Source organism: Candidatus Seribacter sulfatis (assembly GCF_964187635.1).
In the GTDB taxonomy this organism is placed as follows: domain Bacteria; phylum Verrucomicrobiota; class Verrucomicrobiia; order Opitutales; family Seribacteraceae; genus Seribacter; species Seribacter sulfatis.
Genome location: NZ_CAXLMO010000107.1, coordinates 1 through 21,600, shown reverse-complemented (window position 1 = coordinate 21,600; position 21,600 = coordinate 1). Strand labels below are relative to the sequence as shown.

The window sequence follows — 21,600 nt, the reverse complement described above, 5'->3', positions numbered from 1 at the left end:
TAGAATTTATTTGATTATGCCCATGTATGCAGAAAATTTTGTAGAAGAACTCAAAGATCGAGTCGATTTGTATGATTTGATCAGTCCCTATGTTCAGTTAAAAAAAAGCGGGGCAAAATGGGTTGGATTAAGCCCATTCAACCAAGAAAAAACTCCTTCTTTTTACGTTGATTCTATCAAAGGCTTCTTTCATTGCTTTAGCTCGGGGGAAAAAGGAGATGCACTCTCCTTTGTTCAAAAAGTGGAAAACTTAACTTTTCCTGAGGCCATTGAATTTCTGGCGAACCGGTTTAGCATTCCTATTCGATATGCAGATAATGCAACGGGGAAATCAAACTCTTATCGAAAGTCAATTAAATCAGACCTCTATGAAGTGCAGGAATTAGCAATGACATGGTTTGCTGAACAATTTCATCTCAAAAATGATGAAAGTAAGGTTGCACTTGACTACTGGATTACCCAGCGAAAATTTTCCCTCGAAGATGCGAGTCAATTTGGAATTGGATACGCTCCAGTGGACCGATTTGCACTTAGCCGATACTTAGAAAAAAAAGGGATTAACGACACCATATTGAGTAAATCTGGATTATTTAATGAGAAAAAACAATCCGGACAATTTGCCTCACGGTTTTGTGGACGGTTAATGATTCCAATACGGGAAAAGATTGGTCGCGTTTGCGGATTTACTGCAAGACTGCTATCCGTTACACCGGTTTGGGGAGACCGAAAATCTCCTAAGTATGTAAATTCCCCAGAAACTCCCATTTTCTTAAAGGGCGATTTACTCTTCAACCTTCATCTTGCCAACAAAGAAATTGATGAAAGCAAGGAGTTCATACTGGTGGAAGGACAACTTGATGCAATTCGATGTTGGCTCGAAGGGTTTAAAACAGTGGTGGCACCGCAAGGCACTGCGTTTAAGGATTCGCAAGCCATGCTGATGCGTAAATCTAGTCCTAAGGGCGTAGTTTGTCTTCTTGATGGGGATGAAGCAGGACAAAAAGCCGCATTTTCCTATATTCCCACCTTCTTGCGGGTTGGACTTGATGCCCGTTTTACTTCACTACCGGAAGGAAAAGATCCAGATCAAATTCTCCTTGAGCAAGGTCCAGAAGGCTTAACCAAGATTTTGGAACAAGGAGTATCTTCAATCGAGTATGCAGTTCGTTACAAACTAAATGGAAAAAATAACCCACAAGCTTCTGAAATTAGAGCGATCAGTGAGTTAGTGTTTTCTTCTATATCAGAAGTGGATTCTTTGATCATGCGAGATAGTTACCTGAAGGAACTTAGTCGACATTTAAAGGTCTCCTTTCAGACAATGAATGAAGAATTTATTCAATTTAATCGCTCTAAAAAACCTAAATACAAAGGGAATAATACTAAATCCGCGACAATATCCACAAAAAACTCCTCTCCACGTTTGACAACAGCCGAAGATGATTTATTATTTTGTCTTTTGCATGATGATAGAGTTGCAAGCCCGCTTGCCCAAATTTTTGATCCAACTTGGCTTAACCTCGAAATTCCAGCGGGGCGGATTTTGGCTAAAATCATGGCAGAAACAAAAGCTGATGGTCCCATTGAAGCCAATCGAATGGAAGAATTTCTGGAAGATGATTCTGAAAGAAATGTCTTTCAACAAAACTACTTTCAAGAAGTCTCTTCTTTTGATGAAAATTCCTTTCTTCAACACGCGAACGAATGTCTACTTGCACTTTTCATCCGATCAATTAAACAGAAAGAAAAGAAAATTCTCCACGATCTCGATAAACCAGCAGACGGAGTTGATTCACTAATCACACTTCGTCACGAACTACTCGAACTCCGAAAAAACCGAAAACATCCGCCCAAACTAATTTTCTCTGACAAGCCCACCCGATACTCACATGCCTAGAACAAAAAGTACCAAATCCACTACCAAACCTGCTGTTAAGAAAGCAGCGACGAAAAAAGTTACAGCAAAAAAGACGCCTGTAAAGAAATCTCCTGTGGAGAAAGAGAAGAAATCTTCAATTCAAAAAGTAGAAAAGGTAAAGACAACAAAGGCAGCTATCACAGAGGCAAAGAAAAAGAAGGCATCAAGTTCCAAACTAACTGTCTCGGCCAAAGAAATTGCAAAGAAATTGGACAAAAACATTGAGCCTCATGCGTTGAACGATGATGTTACTGAAAAAGTTAGAGAACTTATTCACCTTTCGAGAGAGCAAGGATACCTTACTTATAAAAACATTGACCAATCTTTGCCCGAAATTGCGAATCAACCTGAAGAGCTTCAAAATGTTATTTCTATTTTTAATAACCTTGAAATTAAGCTACTCGATTCCAATGAAGTAGATAAATTCAAAAAGAAAAAAGAAGAAAGCGAAGAGGAAAGTGCCCGATCCAACCAAAGCGACATGCTGGACGATCCTGTCCGAATGTACCTTAAGCAAATGGGACAAGTACCTCTTCTTTCCAGAGAGGAAGAAGTTGATATTTCCAAAAGAATCGAAACCGCAGAAAGTTCGGCCCTCAAAATTATTTACTCAGTCAGTTTAACTGCAAACTTTCAATTAAACATTTGTAAAAAGTTAATTGCCCGCGAGGAAAGATTCGACCGAGTGGTACTCGATAAGAAAATTGACAGTAGAGAATCGTATTTTAAAAGCTTAGCAAAACAGGTAATCGCCCTTGAGGATGCCATTCGAAAAATAAATAATGCTTGGATTAGTATCGAAAACGCAGCAAATGAGACCCAACGAAAACGGTCCACTACTCGTTTTAAAAACTACGAGGCCCTGCTCGCCCCGATTTTCAAAAAGTGTTGTTTGAAACTAAAGGTCTTTGAAGATTTCTTAAATCAGGTTAATCCTGAATTAAAAGCGATTTCTCGCAACCTGCACAATGTTGAACTGGCCAAGAAAGATGCGGTAAAAGTGAAGCGTAAAGGGGTGAAGATGGATCGGGTGAACGAAGAACTTAAACAAGCCCGCACTGAGTTCAAAATGGAACCCACGGAATTGGCACAACTCATCAAGGACCTTCGTCTGAACATGAGACAAGCACATCGTGCCAAAACGGAGATGGTCGAAGCAAATCTTAGGCTTGTAATTTCAATTGCGAAAAAATACACCAACCGGGGCCTCTCTTTTCTCGATTTGATCCAAGAGGGAAATATGGGGCTGATGAAAGCAGTGGAAAAATTTGAATATCGCAGAGGATATAAGTTTTCCACATACGCAACCTGGTGGATCAGGCAAGCCATTACCCGCTCAATTGCAGATCAGGCACGCACGATCCGTATTCCAGTTCATATGATTGAAACCCTGAATAAGGTGATGCAGGTTCAAAAACAATTAATTCAGGAATTGGGGCATGAACCAACTCCTGAAGAAGTCGCTACTGAGATGGGACTCCCCTTGGAAAAAGTTCAAGGGATAATGAAAATGGCCCAACAACCCATCTCACTGCAAAGTCCGGTCGGGGATAGTGATGACACCAATTTTGGTGATTTTATTGAGGATAAAGGAGCCGAGAATCCGTACGACATGACAGCTTACTCGCTCTTGCGTGAAAAAATAATCGATGTTCTAGATTCTCTCACAGAACGGGAAAGAAATGTACTCTCTCTCCGATTTGGTCTTAAAGATGGTTACAGTCGTACATTGGAAGAAGTGGGTCGTCAATTTAAGGTAACTCGTGAACGAATTCGTCAAATCGAAGCCAAAGCACTTCGTAAAATGAGACACCCCACTCGGATTAGGCAACTACACGGCTTTTTTGAAGCCGATCAAAGCTCTGTTAACAAACCTAAACCTGAGGCATTACGTCAATTGGGTCTGTAAGCCTCCTCGATAAACTATTCAAGGTTCTAGACAAAAAAGTTGCCTCTCACACCGGCTAAACATATCTTATTATCATGATCAACTCTCCAATTCAAACACTTGCCTTCATCGGAAACTTCGGTGGCGGAGAAATTATTCTCATTTTTCTTATTATACTCCTGTTGTTCGGAGCCAAAAAAGTACCCGAGCTATTCCGCTCACTGGGCAAAGGAGTAACTGAATTCCGTAAGGCTAAAAATGATTGGGAACAGGATATTAGTGAAGTGATGAACCAAGAACCTATCGAGGATCATGACTTCAAAAAAACGGACGACAAGAAATCTGAATCTAGCGACACTGTTTCTCAGGAAGGTGAGAAACAAACTGTCAGTTAATTACAGGCATTACTACGCTTAGCCACCGGCAAGCACCGGGGTGAATCCAGATTCCATAAACCATTGGAATACTTCATCCCTTCGATCACCCTGAAGTTCCATTACTTTACCGTTCCATGTACCTCCGGTACCAAGGCTCGTCTTCAAGGTCTTTAACATCTTAGATTTCTTCGCTTCACCAAGATAGGTCGGAAAGCCCAAAACTGTAGTTACAGTCTTACCACCACGCCCGCTCTTTTCTCTTCGTATTTCTAATCTTTCCCCCTGACCTAATTTTGATTTAGGCTTACCCAAAACTCTTGGAGAAGTGGATTGGGGTAAAGGAACATCAGGTAAACCTTTTGCATCTAGAATCGAAAAAGGGGAATTCTCCAAATCTGATTCTTGAGATGTGGTCGCAATTTTCTTCTTCTGTCTCGTGCTCTTACTCATTCTCCGCAAGTCCCTTTTTCGGGGACTCCATTATCGAGCCAAATCAAAGCTTTTTCGTAACTGCGATTCTGTAAAAAATGTTTCAGACGAGGATGTAGATCGAATGACGGATCCTCAACAATCTCATCTAGTTTCTTTAAAGCCTTCGCCAAACTACCCTTGGGAGCATCCTTGGGTTTTGTGATTATAGTTAAACTATTAATAATCTCGTCCATACAATCTTAAAGAATGATCTTTCTAAACATTGCCAAGCTCAAAGCAAAGAACTAGAATAAAAACTTCCTATTTTATGAAAAGAATTTGTATCATCGGGGGAGGAATCTCTGGCCTATCCATTGCACTCGAGAAAAAAAAACAGGGGCATCTTATTCAATTACTAGAGTCTGAAAATCGATTGGGTGGAGTAATTCAATCCAAAAAGAGTAAGGGGTTCCTTTTGGATTACAGTGCTAATACCCTTAATATTAGATTAAAGAAAACCCGGGAATTATTAGAAAATTGCGGAGCATGGGATGAGTGTATTGACGCGAATCCAATCGCCAATAAACGAATGATAATTCGTAATGGTAAGGTAATCTCCCTCCCACACAGTCTATCTTCATTTTTTAGCAGTCCATTTCTTTCTTTTCCAGGAAAGTTAAGGATGCTTGCCGAACCCTTTATTGCCCGGTCCAAGCAACCGGATGATGAAAGTGTCGCTTCATTCATAGAAAGAAGATTGGGGAAGGAGGCACTTGATTATGCCGCTAATCCATTCCTCGCCGGTATTTATGCCTCTAATCCAGAAAGTTTAAATTTAAAACAGGCGTTTCCAAAGTTAGGAGAAATCGAAAAAAAGTACCGCTCCCTCTTTTGGGGATTTCGACAGGTCAAAAAAAGTAAAGCGAGTCCAAGCCTAGACAAAGCACGATTGGTCTCATTCCCAAATGGAATGGAAGAACTGATTAACAAACTAAGCCAGTCCCTCCATGATCAGATCTTTCTAGAACATTCTGTTCAAAAAATTTCTCCTCAAGATAATCAATGGATCGTAACATTCAAAAATCACGAGAACGAAGAAAGGCATGAAGTTTTTGACGAAGTAATATCAACCATTCCATCCCATAAAATTCATTCTATCGATTGGAGCGAGGTGCAGGGTTGGGATGACATTTCAACTCTTGCTGATGCTCAACACTATCCATTGTCACTCGTTTATCTTGGTTTTAAAAAAGAGGATGTCTCCCACCCTCTCGATGGCTTCGGCTTTCTTGTACCCGAGGTAGAAAATCTGAAAATTCTCGGAACCCTTTTCTCGAGTACCCTCTTTCCAGGTCGAGCCCCTGATGGTGAAGTGCTATTAACTACTTTTGTCGGAGGGGAACGTAACCCTGCACTCGCCAATTTGCCAACTTCCTCAATTTCAGATTTAGTTCAAAACGAGTTATCACAATTGCTTGGCATTCGAGGGGAACCCACTTTTATGGAGGTTAAAAGATGGCCTAATGCAATTCCTCTCCCGGACAGGCAAATGAAAGAAAGAAAACGGGCTGCCGAGAAACTGAGTTCACTCAATCCAGGTCTGCGATTTTCAGGTTCCTTCCTCACCGGTGTTTCATTACCCAACTGCTTGGATGCATGTGAATTTGAATTTTCGTAAACTCTCTCCTTTTTCTTGGAAAGATTGCCTCGATAAGCTTTACTAATTTACTTACATTTTAAACATACTGTATTTCACACCACTATTTAAATTATATGTCTGCCAACGATTCTACTGTACCAGTTAAAACCGCGGTGATTCTCCTCAATATGGGAGGCCCTCAAAACAAGGATGAAGTTCACCCCTACCTCAAGGAACTATTTCAAGATCGTGAGTTACTTAAACTTCCCTTTCAAAAAATCCTAGGAAACTTTATTGCCTGGCGAAGGACTCCTAAAATCCAGGAACGATATGCTGAAATTGGTCAATACTCACCAACTTTAAAGTTGATGGAGAAACAGGCAGAACAGATTTCAAAAAAACTGGACGAAGTACATCCAGAATCTGCTCCCCATGCTTGTGTTTCCGGGTTTCGCTACTCCTCACCCCGAACAGGAGAGATGATCAAGAACTTCGAAAATGCAGAACGTATTGTCCTTTTTTCACAATACCCTCAGCACAGCTGTTCAACTAGCGGTTCCTCACTTTGCGATGCATATCGATGGTTGGACAAGAATAAAGCTGGCAAGCATAACGGTAAAATTTCGGTTATCGATCAATGGTGGGACCGTGAGGATTATACTGAGCTTTGGGCATTTCTCATCAAAAGAAAATTCGAGGAAATGAAAAAGGCTCACGGCTTACAAGATGAAGAAATAAGAATTATTTATTCCGCCCATAGCCTTCCAGAATCCTACTGTCTTGAAAAAGGGGATAAATACAATGAGGAGATCACAGGTTCATACGAAAACATAGAAAAGGTGCTTAAGAAAGAAGGCTTGAAACATGAGGGTGCGTTAGCATGGCAAAGTAAAGTGGGTCCACAGCGCACCAAATGGCTAACTCCCGGAACTCCGACCGTGATCGCAGAAACTACACAAAAGGCAATTCTTATGGTGCCCATCGCCTTCACCACTGATCACATTGAAACCCTGGATGAAATTGATATTGAATTTCGTGGTTATGCAGAAGAAGTGGTAGATCATTTTGCTCGTGTCGACTGCTTCAATTTGGAAGAAAAATTTATTGACCTGTGTGTTCGTTTAGTTATCAAGCACATGGAGGAAAAGTATAATTCTTCTATCCGTCCCTGTTGTGTGAATTGTGAAGGAAAAGACTGTTCTGCGATGAGACAATTTTTTGGATCCAAACCCGTTCACCAGACTGCTTAACCAGTTCATTTCTCTATCATTCGATTTCAGTATATCTTATTTGCCCTGTCCTACTAATTGATTCTATTCAACATTGGTTATGAACTTCAATGATGCCCGAGATTTAATGTGGATCGCTGGAGGGTTATACGGATCTGCATTCTTGCTCGGATTCCTTAAAACCTTTCGACTGAATTGGTCGCCCCTTAATGAAGCACCCTTAGCAGGTATAATAATAGGTTTTTTGTTACATACTCGTGCCCTTTACCTAAGGGGTTTGGAAATTCATGGATGTCCATTAGGAAATACATTAGAACGAATTCAATTCATTCTTTGGTCATTAATACTCACCTTTCTTATTCTTCGCTTATTGTGGAGACTTGACCTGTTGGGTTCATTTTGTGCAGGACTTTCATTTGGTGCTGGTTGGCTCACACTCATCTTGCCCAATACGGACCCAATGTATTGGCTGGCACCCGATTATCAGAAATTATTTTCTAATCCATGGATCGAATTACATGCATCCATTGCCATTTTTAGCTATGGTGTCTTTTCACTTTTAGCAATTGTAAGTGGGATGTATTTAATACAAAGAAAAGCACTCCTCTCCCGGAAATTCGATAAACTAGGATCCTTTCTTCCCCCCATTAATGACCTGGAGGTTGCCTGTTGGAGACTGCTCTCAGTTGGAGTTATTTTTCTGACCATCTCGATATTGGTCGGGGGAATGCATTGGACTCGGCATCCTGAATTCGTTTCCTCAATCAAGCTAGCGGTTACAATATTACTTTGGCTGGGATATAGCGTTGTTTTTTTTCTCCATCTAACGAGTCGAATCTATGGTTCAAAATTTGCCAAAATCTCGATCATTCTTTTCTTGTTGGCAATCGGAAGTCTTGCATTGGTAAACTCGAAAAACCGAGAGGATGCAAAACAAGAAATTATCCCTGTTAAGTCTTCGGAATTAAGCTCGTGAATCAGGAAATCAATCAATCTCTTTTTTTACTGGGTAGTTCTCACCAGGTTGCAGATTTGGCAGCTCGTGAGCGAATCAGTTTACCGCCTGACTCAATTGATGAATTCTATAATGGCCTTGGTAAAATCGAAGGCTTAGATGAATACCTTCTTTTAAATACTTGCAACCGCACTGAAATTTATGGTGCGGCTCAAAAAAGTTTCTCCTTTGACTCTCTTGGAAAATATCTCAGTAATTTTCGAAAATTAGATCCAGATTTTTTAAGTCAACATTCTTACCAACGCAACGATCATGAAGTCGTTGATCATTTATTCAAAGTAACTTCAGGAATCGATTCCCAAATGGTCGGAGAAACCGAAATACTGGGACAAGTAAAGAAGGCCTATGAAGATGCGTGTCAAAGAAAAGCGGCAGGGAAAATGTTAAATCGACTTTTTCAAAAAGGATTTCAAGCAGCCAAATGGGCTCGTACCAATACCGGTATTTCCCGCGGACAGGTAAACCTGGGAAATGTATTATGCGAACTCGCACGGCGAATTTTTGGAAAAGTATCCAATTGTAGATTACTGGTGGTGGGTGCCGGTGAAGTAGCGGAGAGTACAATTGAGGCCTTTAAATCAAGGGGGTCACAAGCGATCACTGTTACTGGACGTACGTTTGACTGGTGCCCGCTCTGCCGTAATAAACCAGCTGAATTAGCAGAGAAATTTGGTGGATTCGCACTTTCATTTGAACAGTTTAAAGAATCGATGCACCTTTTTGATGTTATCTTAACTTCTACCGCAAGTGGAAAATCTTTAGTTGATTACGGAGATATTAAAAAGTCTATGAAGAAAAGACCTTCCCAACCACTTTTTCTTATTGATGCTTCCGTTCCTCGCAACATCGAAGAAAAAGTGTCTCAGATAGAAAATGTATTTCTTTACAACATGGACGATGTATCGACCATTGCGAATGAGAACCTGAAATCAAGAATTTCCGAAGTTGATCGCTGTAAGGGTGCTCTCGCGAGAAGAGCGGTAAAATTATGGGAACAAATGACTCAGACAAGAGAAATTTCCTGACTCAACCATTCAACTACTCCTTGTTCATCGGGAACTTGCAAGCGTTTCAATAATTTTTTTGCCACGAATTGAGAATTCTCTTTTGAATCTTCATTCTGAAGTACTTTCAGAATTGTTTGGTATAAATTTTTTCGATTTGCCCGCCCCTGGAGGAATTCAGGATAAGGGGGAGCTTCGGGAATTAAAATATTTGCCATTCCTAAAAATGGAATCGTAACAAGAAATCTTCCCAGCAAATAAGTAAGGGGGTGTGCCCGATATGCAATTACGCCAGGCACCCCTGCAATTGCACAAGAAAGAGACATTGTACCTGAACTCATTAACGCAGCTCTCGCTTCCATTTTCAGGTCCGATTCCACTACATTAATTCTATCCTTAATTGTAGCCCGGGAAGATAATAGAGACTCCACCACTGTTCGAATTTGTGAATTAGGTACGGGAATAGAAACTTGTAAATTCGGGAAATCAATGAATAAAGGATCCAAGGTATCCAAGAAAACGGGTAAGATTCTCTGAACTGGTTGTACTCGACTACCCGGTAAAAGAAGTAGCGGGCCTTCCGGGGCATAACTGATAGGACACTTATACTCGGACTGTGCAAATGGGTGTCCAACGAACGCAACGGGCAAACTGGTATCTTTATAACAATCCACTTCAAAAGGAAAAATAACTCCTAAGCCATCCAAGATCTTTTCCATTTCAAAACGGCGCTTTGCCTTCCAAGCCCAAAGTTGTGGACTGATATACTGTAAAACCTTTACCGTGCCTCCCCCTTTTACTGAAACTCCGAGTTTTTTAAGTTCACGGGCAAGTCGAAGATTAAATCCTGGATAATCGACAAGTAGAATTGTCTTGGGTTTATACTTTATAATCCATTCTATAGTATTTTTAAAAATTTGCTTAAAAGTGCTGTAATTTTTTAATACCTCCACCACCCCGACTACTGCATGCTCTACCAAGGGGTAAACAAGATGGGCCCCTTCTTTCTCTACCCTCTTACCCCCAATGGCAGAGATTTGGAAATTGGAAAACTTTTTGAGTAACCCTGAAACAAGCAACGCACTGTGCTCATCCCCAGAAGCTTCCCCCGCAACTACGAGTAGATCGACCGTACCGTCGGGAGGAGAATTGAATTGTAGATTTCTAATCAAGTCACAGGGAGATGTTTATTTGCTTGGTAATTAACAGCGCGATTTCAAGGGCCGTTTTGCCAAATGTAGCATCAGTCTTCGGAGTCAATGCGCCTTGCACACATTGTATAAAAGACTCAAGTTCAAGAGCGAGTGGTTCCCCTTTCTCCACGGGTACATCCTTCTTATTCAAAGCAATCCCCTCTTTTGTAATCAGATGGCCCTTTTGATTCATAAAATCCAAGGATAAATAACCACTATTTTGAAAGACCCTGATCTCGCGAGCCTTTTTCTCACTTACCCTACTTGCACTCAAATTGGCAACGCATCCGTTTTCAAAAACAATTCGGGCATTTGCGATATCCTCGGTGGGTGAAAGTACTTTTACTCCGATCGCATCTACCTTTGAAATAGCTGAGCCAACAAGTGACATCGCAATTCCTATATCATGTATCATTAGGTCTAACACTACTCCCACTTCAGTGCCACGTGGTTGAAAGGGAGCGAGCCTTTCAACAGTAAGGTACTTCGGTTGATCAACTGCCTCCTCCAAAAAAGTCATCACTGGATTATAATGTTCAATATGTCCGACCTGAACAATTGCTTTATTTTGTTGGGCAACAGTAAGAATTTCCTCGGCCTCCTTTAAGGAAACGCATAACGGTTTTTCAATTAATACATGACACCCCGCTTCCATTAAGGGAATCGCAACTTCAGCATGTCGATCCGTGGGTGAAACAACACTGACAACATCACAGGATTCACCCAGCGTTTTAAGGTCAATAAATTCTTCACAATCCTCCGCGTTGCTTACCGCACTCCTCGCACTTGGGTCTGGATCATAAACTCCCGCAAGTTGGCAGGAATCAAGAGAATTATAAATTCTCGCATGATGTTGTCCCAAATAACCAACTCCTGCCACTCCACACCTTATCTTTTCACCCTCTTTTGTTCCCATAGTAATTGTTTTTTATTCGGTTGCTAGTTTCCCCTTCTTTAAAAATATGGAGTCATTCGTCGCCTTGGCAAAGCTTGGGTTATGAGTCACTAAGATCAAGGCCGCGTTTTCCTCCTCACAGCTCATCAATAATAAATCCATAACCTCTCCACCAGTCCGTTCGTCTAAGTTTCCAGTGGGTTCATCAGCAAGGATTAGTTTGGGTTGATTAATCAAGGCACGTGCTATGGCCACTCGCTGTCTCTCTCCACCCGATAGTTTGGTTGGAATTTGTTTTTCTTTATTTCCCACTCCCATTTTAGACAAAAGTGCACGAGCACGGTCTCGAACTCCAGGACCGTATGAACCAGAGAGTTTTCCTGCAATCAGTACATTCTCCAAAACATCTAATTCTGGAATTAAATAATACGATTGATACACAACGCCCAAAAAAGTGGACCGAAGAGATGCTTCCTTGGAATTGCAGGACGCACTGGCACTCATCTTATGCTGTCCCCAAAAAATTTCTCCACAATCCCCCATTTCTAATCTTGCTACCAAGTTTAGTAATGTTGTTTTTCCACAGCCAGAGTCTCCGCGAATACTTAATGACATTCCCTCCAAAATACTTAATTCAATATCGTGCAACACATCAATTTTTTGATCCTCAAATAGAAAACTCTTAGATAATCCTTTTACCTGTAAAACCGGGTCGTTTATATTATTCACTTCGTAATGCGTCAGCAGGGTTTAATCGAGTGGCACGCCAAGCGGGTAATAGGCCGGCAAATGTGGAAATTAAGATGGCAAAAAAAGCAAAGGTAAGGAACGTATTTAAGCTTTCTGGCGATTCCCAGGGATAATAAATTTGTAAGCTATAAAAATCATAAAACTGAGATACTCCAGCCTGCCCCTCTTCACCGGCAATGTGATGTACAATAAAAGTCATTAATTCATCACGAAAATACATGAATAATAATGCAAATCCACATCCAAGCACTGAGCCAAGTAAACCAATAATAAAACCCTGCAGACAAAATACCGTTCCGACAGAAATTCGACTCCCTCCCATTGCAACTAATAATCCTATTTCCCGGGTTTTTCTTAACACCGATGTCATTAAGGCAATTGCGATTGCAAACGCGGCAACCAAGCCAATGGGCACCATGATCAAAGTCATTAAATATTCTTCGAATTTCAACAAATCAAAAAACCAGGCATTTTCTACAAACCAGGGAATCACTCTCCACCCCTCTCCAAGAGAATTCTGTAACTCAGAACAGGACTCACCCAATCGGTTTTCGCGCTTTGCTACTGAATCAACCGCCTTAATATAAAATCCATCGATTCGGTCCTCCTCTACTCGCAAGTCTTGCATTAACCTCATCGTACTAATAAGGGCCTCGGTATGAAATCCCTGCCAGGGAACTTCAAATATTCCTCCAACTCGAACCTCTCGAGGAGGAACCATCTCATCCGCCTTTGCCGTCTCAATCATGGAGGGAGAATAAACTTCAATAATAGAAGCTTTAAAGACATGGAATTGAAAAAGGTCACCCTCTTTAAAAGGCTCGGAGTTAATTAATGCCTCGAAAACAGGAATGCCAAAGCCTCGGTCAATTAAACCGTTGGCGAGTGTTGCGTGGTATTCCACACCACTGCTAAGTTCCTTAACTGTAAAATTTTGATCGCTGGTAAATAACACCTCCCATTCCCCGGACTCCACAAATGGATCAAGGCGAGAAATCGTGATTTGACTGGCAATTGAACTGGTGGATTGATTTGAGTCATGAAAGCGAATCGCGGTTGCCGGTCGTACTCCTAATCGATTTGCCACCTGGGTACTGATAAAGACAACCTCATCCTCCAAACTCTCAATCGTGGGTACCGGGGTAATGTCTTCCGAGTCATGAGAATTCATGCGAATCGTTCCCCCTTCGAGAAACGAATCAATATCGAAGACCGGAGTCTCGGCAGTAGGCTCAATACCCATCGCGAATGGGATTGAGTTATACTTGCCCTTTTGTAAAAGAATTTGCCCTTGCAGGTAAGGCATTGCCTGGTCGATAAAAGAATAATCTTCTATTTTTTGGTGCATCTCTCTCCAGTCAAAAGAAGACTGAAGAGGTACCACTCGACCGTGCCCCTGGGCATTAATTATATCATTCCTGAACTTATCTTGAAATCCCTGCATGAAGGCGATCACTACGATCATGACATTGACACCCAATGCGACCCCCACAACTGCCAAAAGAGAAAAGAAAGATACTTTTTTCTGAGTCGGAAAAAGTTGCTTCCAAGCCAAATACAAGGGCCAAGGTAATTTCATTTACACTTAAATCTGCTCACTCTTCTGAAGGCGATTCAGTAAATCCTTTTATCGTCTTATTCAAATCAGAAAAAGTATCGTTAAAGTCAAGGGAACGGAAAGGCTCGGTCCATTCATCCCATTGTTCGATTAAATCCTCGTCAATTTCAGGCAGTGGAAAATCGTCTTGAAGAAAAGAAATGTACCCAAAATAAAGGGCCCCCAATACCAGTACTATTATAATGAGCTTAATAAGTCCTTTAAGTACCGCAAAAAGAAGCAGAATACACAACAAGGCCAACGCAAAGCTGAGTAAGGGATGGTTCAATATTCGCTCAAGGATAACTTCCATAATTTTTATATTGTTTGCATATAGAATGAGTTGCAATATTCTTCATTCAGCGATCTGTAATCTTGATTGCTCTGAAGTGATCCCAGGCAGTTGATAACGAAAACCTTTGTGACTAAGCTTATCAACCAACTCAACCATATCTCGATTGAGTAAGCGAACTATTGCTTCCAACCGTTTAGTCTCCTCTTTTTTTACTTGCAAGCGTGCTTCCCATTCCCTTTTTTTCTTTTCCAAAATAAAACCATGGGGAGAAGGAAAACGTTTATCTAACGCTTTAAAATTTGAAAACTCGCGTTCTAATTTTAATGAGGACTCTCGAGATTGATTAGAGCGAGTTTTTGCCAAAACAATTTCTTTCCTTAGAATTAACCATTCCAATTCTAAGGCAAGAGATACCAATGAATCTTTTGTTTGAGCCAGTTCCTCGTCTAGAATCTGAACCGTATTTTCAGAAGAATCATGGCTAACAGGAAAATGATTCTGCCCGTCTAAATTACCGCGGCAAGAAAAGAGGAGCAGGAAGGAGCAACCCCAACCCAAAATTAAAAAAAACTTTACTTGGAAACCCAACTTCCCGAAGAATTTTTAAACCAATGACCTTTTTTTGCCTTTGCCGCAATTCCTTTAGCAAATTTCTTGGCAACATCGCTTGGTTCACCCCCGGTTTTTTTGGCAAGCATTTGGAAGATAATTAATCGGTCTTTGTTTTCATCTGCCACTAATTTTTTATCGCTGTCTGTCGCTTTATCTCGGGTCGACAATAAACCATTTAAACCCTCTCCAATCGCTCCACTATTTTTGGCGGTGAGAACATCGGGCAAACGTGCTTTCATTCGCGAAGTAAGACTGGAATCAGCACTTGCAAATGTTGCCAGCAAAACGGAAAAAAGAAAGAAAGAAAGAAAGGATTGAAATTTCATATCAGTTGGATTGGTAGGATTATTTAGTTGGATTCCGGTTCATCGCCATATAAGTCGTCAAGGAAGTCATTTACTTCCTTCTCAATTTTAATAGATATATTATGATCTAGTGTGATGTGGTGTTCGGTTTTCATAACCGTACAACCAAATGATAACAAAACAATTAAAGGAAAGAGAAATAGAAAGACCTGATTCATGACCATAACTTATTAATATCTCGGATTCCCTGCAACTGATAAGTTAATTCCCACAGTATATTAAATTACAGACCTAATTTTTTAAGATCTAATTTATGCATTATTTCAGCTAATCCAGCAATAATTTTAGGGCGATAATCTAAAGAGACTTCAGTATTTTTTTTAATTGTAGATTTCCCACGAATGTTACCTAGGATTTTCCTTTCATCTCCCTCCACTTCAAAAGATATTCTAAGAAAGTCCAGTTTTAGGTTTTCTAAAGCCAATTCTGTCATCTTCATACGCTTGTACTCCTGTGAACCTTCCTGAATTCCATTGGTTAAAAATCCGTTTGATTTATACTTTAATTTTGCATTTGTACTCGAGTCCAATTGTAAATAACCACCCTCAAAGTCCCACTTTCCATCCTGATTAGAAAAAGGAATACGCCCAGAGAAAGTTCCGTTTACTTCCACATCTAAGCCTTCGATCAAATTAACTATTTTCTGTCCATCCATTTTAATTACAGAGGTATTAATCGTCATTTGGTCGCCATACATATTAAAACTACTCTCCATTAATCCGATGATACCGTCATAAAGCAAAGCATTTCCTTCACTTACTAAAAAGGTACCATCAGGAAGAATTTCGAAACTAAAATTTCCATCTTTGAGCTCAACTCCCCCAGCCTGTAATGTTTCAAACCAAATCGTTTGAGTACCATTAGTTTCCAAAGGGTCCAATGAATTGAATTCAATCGACCCGTCTAAACCAGTAAGAGTTACATTTTGATTAGGTATGGATAAACTAGTTTTATCAAATTTTATATTTATTTTTTGAGCGTTCGTATCAGAAATTCCAACAATCATATTTGCAGGATTAAATTCAAATTCGTTTCCTGACATTTTAAAAGAAAGTAAATTAATAACAAAATGGGTTAAATCTTGAACGCGAAAGGTTAAAGCTAGTTTTTCGAGCAATACTTCATCTCCGGAAATTACCCGTTCACCGAGAAGAACCTGGGGTGAGTCAACTTTTGGGAAATCATCTAAATTAACTCTTCCAAAATAGGAAAACTGAACAAAAGAAATTCCCAAATCTAACAACGCACCATCAAGGGGAAAAATTCTTAGGTTTAAATTCCGATCCCGGGATAAAAGGAAAGAGAGGGTTCCGTTGTATAATCGTAAGAATTGATTCTCATAAGAGAACTCATTAAATGCGATTGTTCGTTCCTTCTCATAGGCAAGATTTTCCAAGTCCTGAATTTGAAACTGTAGATTTGGAAATCGTAAACCAAAAATTTCTAACGGTGGAAAAAGATTGTCTGTTTTCAAATAACTAATGCCTCCCCTCAATTCAATTCGCTCTTCTTCCTGGTCAACGGATAAATTTATGCCATCGGCGACCAAGTTATTTTCATAACGAACATTCGCATAGGAATTGGAAGTCCAATTATGTTCATTTTCAGGAGTTAAAAAAACCATAAATTGGGGAATCGAAAAATTGTGCTCCTCCCATTCCAACAAAAAGCCAGACCCATTACATTCAACAAATAAATCCTCTGGACCAGTTGGAATAATTCGGGCTAAGCCGTCGATTGCCAACTTGCCCGCCGACACCCCAAGTTCATTTGGTATTAGTTCCTTAATTCTTGAATACGAGACAATATCATCAAACAAAACTCCCACATCCTTCACATCGAATGCGGTGGATATAAAAGTAGCATTCTCTTCCCTGCTAATATTAATTTCTCCCAATAAAGAAGATTGATTCATTGTTAAATCAACAGTGAGGTGAATCAGGTTTTCCAAAAAGTCCGTTGATGACCAAAATAAGAATTCAATCGATTCATTTTGATCGAAAATAGAAAAATCAGAGTCCCTTATTCTGAGGTAGGAAAGCGGGGGATTTATTAAAACTTCATTTACAAAATTATAAATTTCACCCCATGATTTTTCAGTATCCACCTCTTCACTGGAATCATCAAAATCGAGATTTGACTCGAAGGAAAGTCCGGTAATAGAAAATGCGTTAATTTCACCCAGTGCAAGTTTACTTGGATCGTAAAGAATATCTATTTGTTCAACTGCGATCGAATCTCCTTCACTCCCAAGAGATAAATCTACAATTCTAGTCTTCCATGGGTCTAATTCAGAGACCTCCATTGCAAAATTCGGGCTACCCCCCTCTTTGGCTAGCTTTTCAACCCCCCATTCGACCAAAGTGGGTAAACTATACCAAATACCCGCTAATAAAACTACCGCGAAGAGAACCACTAACAGTAATGCACGAGAAACTGAGAACCGATTTTGGAAAAATTTGATAATATTATTAATCACCCGACTACAAGATGCCAAGTTCCAGAAAAGTTAAAAGCTCAAAAGAAAAACAATCAGTTAAACTTGTCATTCACATCAAAAAAAGAAATGAATAAAAGAATGATAAAAGTTGGATTTATTGGAGCAGGAGATATTTCATTACTACATGCAGAAGGAGTACAATCCTCTCCAAATGCTCAACTCACCGGTATTTGGAACCGAACCCGAGAAAAAGCAGAGGAAAAAAGTAAGCTTTTTAAATGCAAAGTTTTTGATTCAGTCGAAGCGTTGATTCAATCCGTCGATGTGGTCTATGTCCTTACCAATATGGAAACCCACCATCAATATGCACGTATGGCAATTGATGCGGGAAAGCATGTCTTAATTGAAAAGCCAACTGCGACCACAATTGAGGAAATCCAGGATTTAGAACAAGCCGCACAAGCTAAAGGAGTACAGGTGGCGCCAGTTCATAATTATATTTACGAACCCTCTGTGACTCGGGCAAAGGATTTGATCGAAAGTGGAAAGATTGGTGATCTCGTCTCGCTCTATGTTCTCTACAACATTCACCACCCGGAAAAAGTGGCCAGTCGATATCCCGGAGTAATTAGACAAATTCTTACTCATCATGCCTATTGTACACTTTATTTGGTAGGAGCTCCCGAAAAAATTTCCTGTATGAAAGCTACGGTGAACGATGGTTCTGTACCGCAAGAAAATATCGCCATGGTAACCATGAAAATGAAAAATAATTCTCTTTCTCATTTATGTGCAAGTTTTGCCTCTGATGACCATGCAGGGGATCCATGGACTTTCATGATTAAGGTAATTGGAACTAAAGGAGCCAGTCGCTATAGCTATCGAGACTGGGTTGAAAACACACCCGCAACAGTTCATTCTCAAACCTACTCTGCCTATCCCTACACCATCCGTGCGATGGGGACGCATTTCCTGGAACAGGTTATTGGTAAAGGGGAGAAACCACTCTCCAGTTTGGAAGACGCGTTAACCTGTATGAAAATGATTGAAGCCTGCGAGCAATCGGTAGAGGAAGAAAGACATATCAGTCTGTAACCCCTCTAAATCAATGAGGTAGAGATGCAGCAAATCATTGCCACATGGAGAGACTCTCTTCACATCGTTCTGGATATTTATGAACGGAAGCGGGGCTCAATCAAGATATTCTTTCCTCTTCTCTTCTTATTTTTTGTCGCTCTGAATATTGCCTGTTATTGGTGGGCGATATACACCGCTTTTCCCTTTTATATGCAGACACATGAAGCCTCTCATTATATTAAGCTTCAACTTCCTGTTGGTTTATTGGGGGCACTTTTTGACAGCCTTTCCTTTTTTGTAACGATTTGGATTATTAAACGGGCACTCGCATCAACCAAAACATCCGAATATGTGTTTCACCTTTCTCTTGACCTCGTGATTGCAATTCTTGCCACTCTCTGGGTCTTATTTGTCTTTAGTTTTGGTGGTTGGCTCATCAGTTTATGGGAATCCGTGCCTGAGCAACTATCCGACAGAGGTAATAAATACACCTCTCGGGCTATGCAAGCAATTCAAGACCCGACCGGTCAAGAAAATGCTAAAAATATTTACTTTGGTCTAATAATGGGAATATCTGCAGCCCTTCCAACCTGCCTACATCTCGGACTATTTATTTCCTCAATCGTTCAAAAAATAAGACTCACCTTATTTCCTTCCAAATCTGTGGACTCCGATTCAAAAAAAGAAAAAGCGATCGAATGATTTCTTGCCTTTATTGATTAATCCCCTCAGGAAATAATTTATGAAAAGACGAAATTTCCTAATAAATTCGGGCGGAGCACTACTTTCGCTCCCCTTATTCGCAAGAACTCAAAATCTTCCTTTTCTTAACCAGATCGGCATACAGCTCTACACTCTTCGTAAGCCAATATCAGTGGATCTTGCCGGCACAATCAAAGAAGTGGCCAAAGCGGGATACAAGCAAGTCGAACCTTATGGGTTTCCTTCTCCCCAGGCGGTTACAATGATCAAGAGGGCGAGAGAAAATGGAATGCAGGTTCATTCGTCCCACTTTGATTGGAACGCGGTTCTCCACCCAAAAAGAAAAGGAGTTCCTTCGTTCGAGAAGATTCTCGAACTTGCCAATGAACTCGAACTTTCTCATTTAGTTGTGCCCTACCTTGCCGAAACCGACCGGGGAAATATTGACGGGTATAAGAAAGTGGCTGAACTCCTCAATCAGGCAGCCGAAAAGGCAGCCGATGCCAAAATCCAACTTGCCTACCATAATCATGCCTTTGAATTTAAACCCATGGAAGGTGGTAAAACTGGCTATGATGTATTCATCGAAAACTTTTCTACGAAAATGGCTTTTGAATTGGATGTGTTTTGGGTAAAGCTGGGAGGTGTCGATCCGGTCACAATGATCAAAAAACTGAAAGGTCGGGTGTCACAACTCCACTTAAAAGATCTCAAAAAGAATACAAAGCTCCCCCATTTCGGGAAGGTGTCTCCCGATACTTTTGATGAGATTGGAGACGGAATGATCAAGATGGAACCAATTATGAAAGTTGCCCAACAAAGTGGGGTAATACATTGTCATGTGGAACAGGACCAATCCCCTGCACCATTGAAAAGTATTCGGAAAAGCCTCAATTACCTGAAATCGAAATGAGAGCTTTATTCGCTTTGCTCCTTTGGTCATTAACGATTTGGGAAGCGAATGCGAAAATCAGAAACATTCTCCTGATTGTTTCTGATGACCTGAAAGCGGATGCTCTCGGCTGTTACGGAAATAAAATTGCACGTACTCCCCATCTTGACAGACTGGCTGAAGAAGGGACTCTTTTTCAGAATGCCTACTGTCAGGGTACTTCGTGTGCACCCTCCCGGGCCAGTTTTATGCGTGGCCGATATGTGGGAAAAAAAGAAATTACCTGGGGCGAACATTTTCAAAAGAACGGGTTTTCCAGCACCCGGGTCGGTAAAATTTTTCACATGCGGGTGCCCGGCGACATTATTGCCGGTACCGACGGACAAGACATACCGGAGTGCTGGTCTGCCAAATATAATATGTCTGGAACAGAAGCACACACGCCGGGAAATTACGCCTGCCTAAACCTTAATAAATTCACCACCGAGCTCAAGGGAAGGCAGTCCACTCAAATGCCCTACCGTATGTTTGTAACGGTTGACTATATCGGAGACGGCTCGGACCAACCGGACTGGAAAGCGGCCACCCAATCGATTGAATTATTAAAACACTTAAAAGAGGATAAAAAGCCTTTCTTCCTCGCGACCGGTTTGGTTCGCCCACATTACCCCAGTGTCGCACCCGAGCAATATTTCAAACCCTACCCATACGCCGACATGGTACTTCCCTATGTCCCCAAAAATGACTGGAAAGACATGCCCAAAGCGGCTATCTCAAACTCAAACTCTCTTCAATTTGGAATCAACCAGTTCCCTGATAATCAAAAAAGAATGTGGTCCGCTTACCTCGCCACCGTGACTTTTATGGATGAGCAAGTCGGTCGGATACTCAACGCATTAAAGGAACTTGGATTGGACAAAGAAACTGCCGTCTTTTTTACAAGTGACCATGGATACCTCCTCGGAGAACATCACTTTTGGCAAAAAAATAATCTGCGGGAAGAAGTGACCCGCGTGCCCTTAATTATAAAGTCTCCGGGAAACCGGCCCGGCAAAACTCGATCCATAGTAGAATTGGTTGATCTATTCCCCACCGCCTGTGAATTGAGTTCACTCAAAATACCTTCAAGTGTAGAGGGTAAAAGCCTCGTCCCAATCCTCCAAAACCCCCAGAAGAAAGTAAAGAAATCCGCTCTTTCCTTTGTAAAAGCGGGCACTTCAATGAGAACAGAAAAGTGGTCTTACCTAAAATACAAAGATGGAAGTGAGGAACTGTACGACATGAAAAAAGACCCGAAGCAA

21 protein-coding genes are annotated in these 21,600 nt (G+C 40.8%); 11 read left to right on the top strand and 10 right to left on the bottom strand.

The window, feature by feature from the left end; translation table 11 throughout:
- The first annotated feature begins 16 nt into the window (after positions 1–16).
- The 3 genes from dnaG to tatA all read left to right on the top strand — a co-directional run bounded on the left by dnaG (position 17) and on the right by tatA (position 4,201).
- Positions 17–1,897: a DNA primase gene (gene dnaG / locus ACKPQ5_RS09925; RefSeq protein WP_407678950.1), complete on the top strand. Its 1,881-nt coding sequence runs from the start codon at positions 17–19 to the stop codon at positions 1,895–1,897.
- On the top strand, positions 1,890–3,827 hold the full coding sequence (gene rpoD, locus ACKPQ5_RS09920; RefSeq protein WP_407678949.1) for an RNA polymerase sigma factor RpoD: 1,938 nt from the start codon (positions 1,890–1,892) through the stop codon (positions 3,825–3,827). The genes dnaG and rpoD overlap by 8 nt, the downstream gene beginning before the upstream one ends.
- A 74-nt stretch (positions 3,828–3,901) precedes the next feature.
- Complete coding sequence (gene tatA, locus ACKPQ5_RS09915) at positions 3,902–4,201, top strand: twin-arginine translocase TatA/TatE family subunit (RefSeq protein WP_407678948.1); 300 nt, start codon at positions 3,902–3,904, stop codon at positions 4,199–4,201.
- A gap of 18 nt (positions 4,202–4,219) precedes the next feature.
- Here the strand turns inward: tatA and ACKPQ5_RS09910 are convergent, their stop codons facing one another.
- Positions 4,220–4,633 carry a translation initiation factor gene (locus ACKPQ5_RS09910; protein WP_407678947.1) on the bottom strand — a complete coding sequence of 138 codons (414 nt, stop codon included), beginning with the start codon at positions 4,631–4,633 and terminating at the stop codon, positions 4,220–4,222.
- A complete protein-coding gene (locus ACKPQ5_RS09905) occupies positions 4,630–4,848 on the bottom strand; it encodes a hypothetical protein (RefSeq protein ID WP_407678946.1) in 219 nt (72 codons plus the stop codon). Before ACKPQ5_RS09905 ends, ACKPQ5_RS09910 begins: the two co-directional genes overlap by 4 nt.
- 74 nt (positions 4,849–4,922) lie before the next feature.
- Here ACKPQ5_RS09905 and hemG point away from each other — a divergent pair, with 74 nt between their 5' ends.
- From hemG to hemA, 4 genes are all read left to right on the top strand, one after another.
- A complete protein-coding gene (hemG, locus tag ACKPQ5_RS09900; RefSeq protein WP_407678945.1) occupies positions 4,923–6,272 on the top strand; it encodes a protoporphyrinogen oxidase in 1,350 nt (449 codons plus the stop codon).
- 95 nt (positions 6,273–6,367) lie between these two features.
- Complete coding sequence (hemH, locus tag ACKPQ5_RS09895) at positions 6,368–7,483, top strand: ferrochelatase (RefSeq protein WP_407678944.1); 1,116 nt, start codon at positions 6,368–6,370, stop codon at positions 7,481–7,483.
- 79 nt (positions 7,484–7,562) lie between these two features.
- Positions 7,563–8,438 carry a cytochrome c biogenesis protein CcsA gene (gene ccsA / locus ACKPQ5_RS09890; protein WP_407678943.1) on the top strand — a complete coding sequence of 292 codons (876 nt, stop codon included), beginning with the start codon at positions 7,563–7,565 and terminating at the stop codon, positions 8,436–8,438.
- Positions 8,435–9,502, top strand: a complete 1,068-nt coding sequence (gene hemA, locus ACKPQ5_RS09885; RefSeq protein WP_407678942.1) for a glutamyl-tRNA reductase — start codon at positions 8,435–8,437, stop codon at positions 9,500–9,502. The genes ccsA and hemA overlap by 4 nt, the downstream gene beginning before the upstream one ends.
- Here the strand turns inward: hemA and lpxB are convergent.
- The 8 genes from lpxB to ACKPQ5_RS09845 all read right to left on the bottom strand — a co-directional run bounded on the left by lpxB (position 9,481) and on the right by ACKPQ5_RS09845 (position 17,667).
- Positions 9,481–10,653 carry a lipid-A-disaccharide synthase gene (lpxB, locus tag ACKPQ5_RS09880; RefSeq protein ID WP_407678941.1) on the bottom strand — a complete coding sequence of 391 codons (1,173 nt, stop codon included), beginning with the start codon at positions 10,651–10,653 and terminating at the stop codon, positions 9,481–9,483. The genes hemA and lpxB overlap by 22 nt on opposite strands.
- A gap of 1 nt (position 10,654) precedes the next feature.
- Positions 10,655–11,590 carry a Gfo/Idh/MocA family protein gene (locus ACKPQ5_RS09875; protein ID WP_407678940.1) on the bottom strand — a complete coding sequence of 312 codons (936 nt, stop codon included), beginning with the start codon at positions 11,588–11,590 and terminating at the stop codon, positions 10,655–10,657.
- Positions 11,591–11,602: 12 nt separating this feature from the next.
- The gene (locus ACKPQ5_RS09870) at positions 11,603–12,298 is read right to left on the bottom strand and encodes an ABC transporter ATP-binding protein (protein WP_407678939.1); all 696 of its coding nucleotides are present in this window, start codon (positions 12,296–12,298) and stop codon (positions 11,603–11,605) included.
- On the bottom strand, positions 12,291–13,898 hold the full coding sequence (locus ACKPQ5_RS09865; protein ID WP_407678938.1) for an FtsX-like permease family protein: 1,608 nt from the start codon (positions 13,896–13,898) through the stop codon (positions 12,291–12,293). The genes ACKPQ5_RS09870 and ACKPQ5_RS09865 overlap by 8 nt, the downstream gene beginning before the upstream one ends.
- A gap of 16 nt (positions 13,899–13,914) precedes the next feature.
- Positions 13,915–14,229: a hypothetical protein gene (locus tag ACKPQ5_RS09860; RefSeq protein ID WP_407678937.1), complete on the bottom strand. Its 315-nt coding sequence runs from the start codon at positions 14,227–14,229 to the stop codon at positions 13,915–13,917.
- Between the two features lie 42 nt (positions 14,230–14,271).
- On the bottom strand, positions 14,272–14,799 hold the full coding sequence (locus tag ACKPQ5_RS09855) for a hypothetical protein (RefSeq protein ID WP_407678936.1): 528 nt from the start codon (positions 14,797–14,799) through the stop codon (positions 14,272–14,274).
- A complete protein-coding gene (locus ACKPQ5_RS09850; RefSeq protein ID WP_407678935.1) occupies positions 14,784–15,149 on the bottom strand; it encodes a DUF1318 domain-containing protein in 366 nt (121 codons plus the stop codon). Before ACKPQ5_RS09850 ends, ACKPQ5_RS09855 begins: the two co-directional genes overlap by 16 nt.
- Before the next feature lie 262 nt (positions 15,150–15,411).
- A complete protein-coding gene (locus ACKPQ5_RS09845) occupies positions 15,412–17,667 on the bottom strand; it encodes an intermembrane phospholipid transport protein YdbH family protein (RefSeq protein WP_407678934.1) in 2,256 nt (751 codons plus the stop codon).
- 99 nt (positions 17,668–17,766) lie between these two features.
- Here ACKPQ5_RS09845 and ACKPQ5_RS09840 point away from each other — a divergent pair, with 99 nt between their 5' ends.
- The 4 genes from ACKPQ5_RS09840 to ACKPQ5_RS09825 form a co-directional block, all read left to right on the top strand.
- Positions 17,767–18,723, top strand: a complete 957-nt coding sequence (locus tag ACKPQ5_RS09840) for a Gfo/Idh/MocA family protein (RefSeq protein ID WP_407678933.1) — start codon at positions 17,767–17,769, stop codon at positions 18,721–18,723.
- A gap of 24 nt (positions 18,724–18,747) precedes the next feature.
- Entirely contained in the window at positions 18,748–19,407 is a 660-nt protein-coding gene (locus ACKPQ5_RS09835; protein WP_407678932.1) for a hypothetical protein, read from the top strand.
- Positions 19,408–19,447: 40 nt separating this feature from the next.
- Entirely contained in the window at positions 19,448–20,320 is an 873-nt protein-coding gene (locus ACKPQ5_RS09830; RefSeq protein ID WP_407678931.1) for a sugar phosphate isomerase/epimerase family protein, read from the top strand.
- Positions 20,317–21,600, top strand: a 1,284-nt coding sequence (locus tag ACKPQ5_RS09825) for a sulfatase (protein ID WP_407678930.1), incomplete at its 3' end; no start/stop codon positions are given. The genes ACKPQ5_RS09830 and ACKPQ5_RS09825, both read left to right, overlap by 4 nt.